Source organism: Nevskia soli (genome assembly GCF_903970205.1).
GTDB lineage: Bacteria > Acidobacteriota > Terriglobia > Bryobacterales > Bryobacteraceae > Bog-113.
Genome location: NZ_CAJCHS010000101.1, coordinates 1 through 6,308, shown reverse-complemented (window position 1 = coordinate 6,308; position 6,308 = coordinate 1). Strand labels below are relative to the sequence as shown.

The following is a 6,308-nucleotide window of genomic DNA, read 5'->3' as shown; positions in this document are numbered from 1 at the left end:
GAGCTTCCTAGTACTTCCCTGTAACACTCCGTGTCAGCAGAAATACCGCTGTTCGCACCACCGGTGTAAGACAGGAACTGATACACCTCCGGGACGACCAGAAAAAAGAACAATAATGCTGACATGATGACGCCCGTCGCTCTTATCGAATGATTCAGCGAATTGTCAGAAAAATCGCACCTAACCCAAAACGCAAAAGTACTGTGACATGATGACGCCCGTCGCTTTTATCGACGGGATTTTGATGAAGCGACTTGCGTTATTTTCGCTAAACCTGTACCTCCTCGCCTCGTCCACGGAGCTTTCCGCCCAGCTACCTTGCGTTCAACGTTCCAGTTGATGTCGGAGCCGCCCCACATTGAATTCAAACAGGGAGCAGTCCGATTGGAGCCTGAACACAGCCAGGGGGTGCTTCATGGACAGCCGCTGGACCCCCCACCGCGAATACGTGGTACATTCAACGGTTCGCCAAGAACGACACCAACTATGTGAGCACCGTTTGCCAGACAGGTAACTAAAGAGACAAGGGATCGCTTGATGAAACGAAGATGCACATACCGAATGATCGCGGTATCCTTTTTCCTCGCCCTTTGTGGGTCTATGCACGCGGCAAGTCAACTCTCTCCCTTTTACGAATCTCTTCTGAAGTACCGGGAAACGGGCGCCATACCTCCCACCGTTGATCTTTCCAAGGTGGTCCCTTCCGAGGAAATTCCGGTAATCATCGGCGCTCTCAACAGGGGCAATGCGGTTCTAATGGATGCCGCGGTTCTCGACGCAAGATCGATTCTCCAGATACATAGTTCTCAAGGTCGGAGTAAGTCCAGATCAATAGCTCATGTTCTGGGTCATCGAACAATCGAGAGTGAGGCACAAAGACCGGTCATCGCAAAAACGATGAAACTAGCGTGTCAGTAAAAACACCGCTACCTCCGCGCGCAGGTTAGGAAGCAAACCAATCCGCCGCTGGCCGGTCAAAAACTCCCGGTGCTCCACCACGAACTTCTCCTGCGCCGCCAGCGTCTCGAAATCGCTCACGCTCAGGAAGTGGATGTTCGGCGTTTCATACCACTCGTAAGGAAACGCGCGCGTGCGCGGACTCCGTCCACGGAAAAGCATCGTCCTCCGCACGTGCCAGTGTCCGAAGTTCGGAAACGAAACGATGGCATGTTTCCCCACGCGCAGCATGTCGTGGATCACGCGCACCGGATCGCGAATTTCCTGCAGCGTCTGGCTCAGAATCACGTAATCGAAAACGCCATCGGGAAAGTCGGCCAGCCCTTCGTTCAGATCGCCTTGAAACGCCGATACCCCGCGGGCGATCGCGTGCCGCACTTGAGTGGGCGAGATCTCGACGCCGCGCGCCGTTACGTTTTTATGCTGCTTGAGCCACGCCAATAGTTCGCCTTCGCCGCAACCCAAATCGAGCACGCGGCTGCCCGGCGCCACCAGCCGCCCGATCACTGCAAAGTCGCTACGATCCGCCAGCGCAGCGGGTGTTGTTGTCATTCGATCTCGGCGGCCGTGCTTGCCAGAAAGCCGCGGATGAGTTCCGTCTGGTCGGCGATATCGACTAAGAATGCGTCGTGCCCATAAGTCGAAGGTAGCTCGCAGTAAGCTACGTCATGATTGCGCCGCCTTAGAGTACGCACGATCTCCTGCGCCTGATAACTCGGATACAACCAATCCGAAGTAAAGCTGATCACCAGGAAGCGCGTAGTTACATCGCGGAACGCAGCCGACAACGACTCGCGCCCTTCCGATAGGTCGAAGGTATCCATGGCTTTCGTTATGTAGATATACGAGTTCGCATCGAAGCGCGTCACGAACTGGTGCCCGCGATAACGCAGATAGCTTTCGACTTCGAACTCCGGCTCCAGATCCAGGCTGGTCGTCGACTTACCCTTGCGCCTCCGCCCGAACTTCTCGCGCATCGATCCATCGCTCATATAAGTGATGTGGCCAACCATGCGCGCCACCGCCAGTCCGCGCGCCGGCGGGTTGCCGCTGTAGTAATCGCCACCGTTCCAGTCGGGGTCGGCAAGTATCGCCTGACGTCCGACTTCGTTGAATGCGATCTGCTGGGCGCTATGCCGCGCCGTACTGGCGATCACGATCGCCGCCCGCACGGAATCGGGATACGACACGGCCCACTCCAGCACCTGCATCCCTCCCATGGAACCCCCGGCCACCGCCAGTAGCTGCCGAATTCCCAGATGCTCCGCCAACATCTTTTGCAGCCGCACCATGTCCCCGACCGTCACCGCCGGAAACGACATACCCCACGGTGAACCCGTCTTCGGATCAATGGATGACGGCCCGGTCGTCCCCTGGCATCCGCCGAGAATGTTGCTGCAGAATACGAAGTACTTGTCCGTGTCGAAGGCCAGGCCGGGTCCGATCGAGTTATCCCACCAGCCCGGCTTGCCCGTCTCTTCGCTGATGCCGGCGGCGTGCGCGTCTCCGGAGAACGCATGGGTGATGAGGATGGCGTTCGACCCCTCCGCGTTCAGAGTCCCGTAACTTTCGTACGCCGCTTCCACCGGCGCAATGCGCGCGCCGTTATCCAGATCGATGCCGTCGAATCGCACCACCTGCGTTTGAACCGGGCAGGTCACTGTCATTCCGAAGTCATGGTAGCAATGAAGCTTGTATCGAGCCGTCATCCTGCTGCTGCTCGCAGCCATCCAACCGCCCTGGCGCGACGCGCTGCCCGGCTACCGGTATTCGTTCCCGCGCGACCACTTCGAGCACCCGGATTTCCGCACCGAATGGTGGTACTACACGGGGAATGTCTGGACTGCTGACGGCCGCCGCTTCGGGTTCGAACTCGTGTTTTTCCGGGAAGGAGACCGGTCAACGCCGCGCACCAACCCGTCGCCCTGGCGGATCGACGATATCTATTTCGCGCATGCCGCGTTGACCGACGCGACCGGCCGCCGCTTTGTATCCGACGAGCGCCTGAACCGCGGTGGACCTGGCATCGCCGGCGCCAGCTTCGCGCAACAGAGAATATGGAACGGCAACTGGTTCGACATCTGGCGCGGGGAAGAACAGACGCTCACGGCTGCCACGACGGACTTCCATTTCACGCTCTCCTGCTCACCCGCCAAGCCCTTCGTAATTGAAGGCGAGAACGGTGTGGATCAGAAGTCGGAAGGCGCCGGCAACGCTTCCCATTACGTCTCTTTCCCCCTGCTCAAAGTAACGGGGTCGATCTCAAACGGCGGCCGCGAGTACAAAGTCTCCGGCCAGGCCTGGATGGATCACGAGTGGTTCAGCAGCGCGCTTGCCGGCGGTCAAGCCGGATGGGACTGGTTCAGCATTCAACTCGACAACGGGACCGAGGTGATGCTCTATCAGCTGCGGCGCAAAGACCGCAGCGCCGACCCGTACTCTTCCGGAACCTTCATCGATCGCAACGGCCATGCGCGGCACCTGCGCGCCGCGGACTTCCGCCTGACGCCAGGCGAGGTCTGGAAAAGCCCGGCGACCGGCGCGCGTTATCCGGTCACGTGGACGATTGGAATCCCGTCGCTGGGTCTCGATCTGCATTGCACCCCCGTCCTTCCGAACCAGGAGCTCGCCGTGACGCGCGGCCCTCAATATTGGGAAGGTGCCGTCAATTACAACGGGTCGGCGCACGGCGTCGGCTATCTGGAGATGACAGGCTACGGAAAGGCACTGGGGGGGTCGCAGAGTACCGAGTAGGAGCGCAATCGTCCGTACAACAGAGCTAAGCCCCAGCGTCTTAATGCTTCCCTTATGCCCTTAAGAGGAAAATCAAAGTAGGATGCATTCTCTGTTCATGCCGCACGGCTGGTGTATGACGTGGAATCCGTGGTTGATCGGGCTCAATGTAGCGACCGACGCCGCCGTCACCCTCTCTTACTACTCCATCCCCCTGGCGCTTGTGCTGATTGCCTGGAGAAGGAAGTTGACTCTGAAACTAGAGCCAATCCTGCTGCTGTTCGCCTGCTTTATCGCGCTCTGCGGAGGCGGTCACTTTATCGACATCATCTCGATCTGGAAGCCGATCTACTGGACGAAAGGCTTCTGGAATCTGGGTACCGCGGTTGCTTCGGTTACAACCGCGATCGTCCTTATCCCTCGGACATTCGAATTCCTCAAGATGCCGGAGCGGGCGCAACAGCTCGAACGGGAAGCTTCGGAACTGCGCGAGCAGAGTACGCTGCTGGCCGCGGTGATCGACGCGGTGGAAGAAGCCGTGCTGCTCGTAGACGCAACCGGACACGTGTTGCTGCGGAATCGCGCTGCGGCGGAAATGCTTCCCGAAACGACGGTGGACCCGGTCTTCGATGTGCCTGGGGGGCGCGGCATCTGGACATCCCCGGAGGGCAGAGAAATCGAACGCTTCGCTGCCGATGTGCCCGGCTACGGACGACTTCTGGTATTTCGCGATCTGACCGACAGGCTCCGGACGGAGCAGGCGCGCGTGCGCCTTGAACGCATTATCTCCGGAATGCGGCAGGGGTTTGAGGTCGTCTCGCTTCCGGATGGCCGGATTATCCAGACCAATCCGAGCTTCGACCGCATGTATGGGGATCCGGCGATGCTGGGCCGGCCGGCGGAATCGATTTTCGCGGGGGACGCCGAACAGCAACGGCGCGTGTTTCAACAGATTCGGGACGCGTGTGAACGGGACGCGTTTTGGGAGGGCGAGACGCGCCAGGCGACCCCTTCCGGCGCGGAGTTCTGGTGCGCCTCCCGCTTCAACCTGCACGAGGAGAGCGGGAATCGGTTTCTATCCGCGATCCACCAGGACATCACACAGCAAAAGCAGGCCGCGGCGGAATCGGCCCGGGTGGAAGCCCGCCTGCGCGAGGCGGCGAAGCTCGAATCGCTCGGACTTCTGGCGGGCGGAGTGGCGCATGATTTCAATAATCTGCTGGTAGGCATTCTGGGGAATGCGAGCCTGGCAATGGATACGATCAGCAGCAATAGTCCGGCGCACGGCATGCTGCGGGATGTGGTCGCCGCGAGCGAGTCGGCTGCGACGCTGACCCGGCAGTTACTTGCGTATGCGGGAAAAGGACGGTTTCTAGTTGAGCCCATCGACTTATCGGATCTGGTAAGTCAAATCAGCACCCTGGTGCAGACAAGTATTCCAAAGACAGTGCAACTGCGCCTGCAACTGACTCCCCAGCTTCCCTGTATTGAAGCGGACGCGAGTCAGATACAGCAACTCATCATGAACCTGGTGATCAACGGGGCTGAAGCTGTGGGGGAACAAAGCGGGAACGTTCTGGTAACAACCGGAACGCAGGATGTCGACGAGCAATATATTCGCGCGGTCCTGACGCCGGAACAGATTTCACCGGGAAAGTATGTCGTCTTAGAGGTTCACGATAACGGCAGCGGGATGGACGAAGAAACGGTAGCTAAGATATTCGATCCATTCTTTACAACTAAGTTTACGGGGCGTGGGCTCGGGTTAGCGGCGGTTCTGGGAATCGTACGGGCACATAGAGGAGCCCTCAAGGTGTATAGCACTCCGGGACACGGGACCACTTTCAAAGTTCTGTTTCCCGCTACCGGCCAGACCAGGCCGCCGGTTGCTCCCAAGGCCATCCCGGCACTTAAGCGAGGTGTCGAAAGTATTCTGGTCGTCGATGATGAAGCGTTCGTCAGGCTGGGAGCGAAGTCGATACTCGAGCGGTATGGGTATACCGTTTATACGGCTGAACATGGGAAAGAGGGTGTGGATCTCTTCCGCGTGATGGGCAAGAAGATATCGGCCGTTATTCTGGATATGACGATGCCGGTAATGAGCGGGGCAGAGACGTTTCGGGAGCTAAAAAGGATTGACCCCGAAACGCCGGTCATCCTGAGTAGCGGCTATAACGAAGTGGAGGCCGTTCAGAGGTTCACCGGAAAAGGCCTGGCCGCTTTCATTCAAAAGCCGTATAGCGCGGCATCGCTGGTTGAGAGCGTCCGGCGCGTCCTCGAAGAGGCGCGCGATGCCGGAGGGGAATCCGATTCTCAAGCGAAACTCTAGCCGTCCGTCGCGCGGCCCCTTCCACCCGGATACCCTCCCTTTCGGTCGGGCTCGGAGTGGGGCTGTACGGTCCCCCCGAACTCTGTAATGTACTTGGTCTACAGAGCCGCGCGCGTCAGCAAGCGGTGTTTGTCGACTCCTACCCACCGGCTCCTGGAAACTTATAGAGTCTTAGACATACGAACGATCGGAAGTACGGCGCCGTTCGGCAACGGAATATCGACGGGCTCGAGCTCGCGATAGCCTTTGAGCTTATAAAGAGGGACGCCGGTTAGTGTGGAACCCATTT

General features: G+C 58.8%; 4 protein-coding genes. 2 read left to right on the top strand and 2 right to left on the bottom strand.

Annotation, left to right across the window (positions count from 1 at the left end; all coding sequences use genetic code 11):
* Positions 1-903: 903 nt before the first annotated feature.
* Positions 904-1,509, bottom strand: coding sequence for a methionine biosynthesis protein MetW (metW, locus tag H1Y01_RS04790; protein ID WP_180539131.1), 606 nt, complete (start codon positions 1,507-1,509; stop codon positions 904-906).
* Positions 1,506-2,624, bottom strand: a complete 1,119-nt coding sequence (gene metX / locus H1Y01_RS04785; RefSeq protein WP_180539130.1) for a homoserine O-acetyltransferase MetX — start codon at positions 2,622-2,624, stop codon at positions 1,506-1,508. The genes metW and metX overlap by 4 nt, the downstream gene beginning before the upstream one ends.
* Positions 2,625-2,649: 25 nt before the next feature.
* Between metX and H1Y01_RS04780 the strand changes: the two genes are divergently transcribed.
* On the top strand, positions 2,650-3,711 hold the full coding sequence (locus tag H1Y01_RS04780) for a lipocalin-like domain-containing protein (protein ID WP_180539129.1): 1,062 nt from the start codon (positions 2,650-2,652) through the stop codon (positions 3,709-3,711).
* 82 nt (positions 3,712-3,793) lie between these two features.
* On the top strand, positions 3,794-6,019 hold the full coding sequence (locus H1Y01_RS04775; protein ID WP_180539128.1) for a response regulator: 2,226 nt from the start codon (positions 3,794-3,796) through the stop codon (positions 6,017-6,019).
* Positions 6,020-6,308 lie beyond the last annotated feature (289 nt).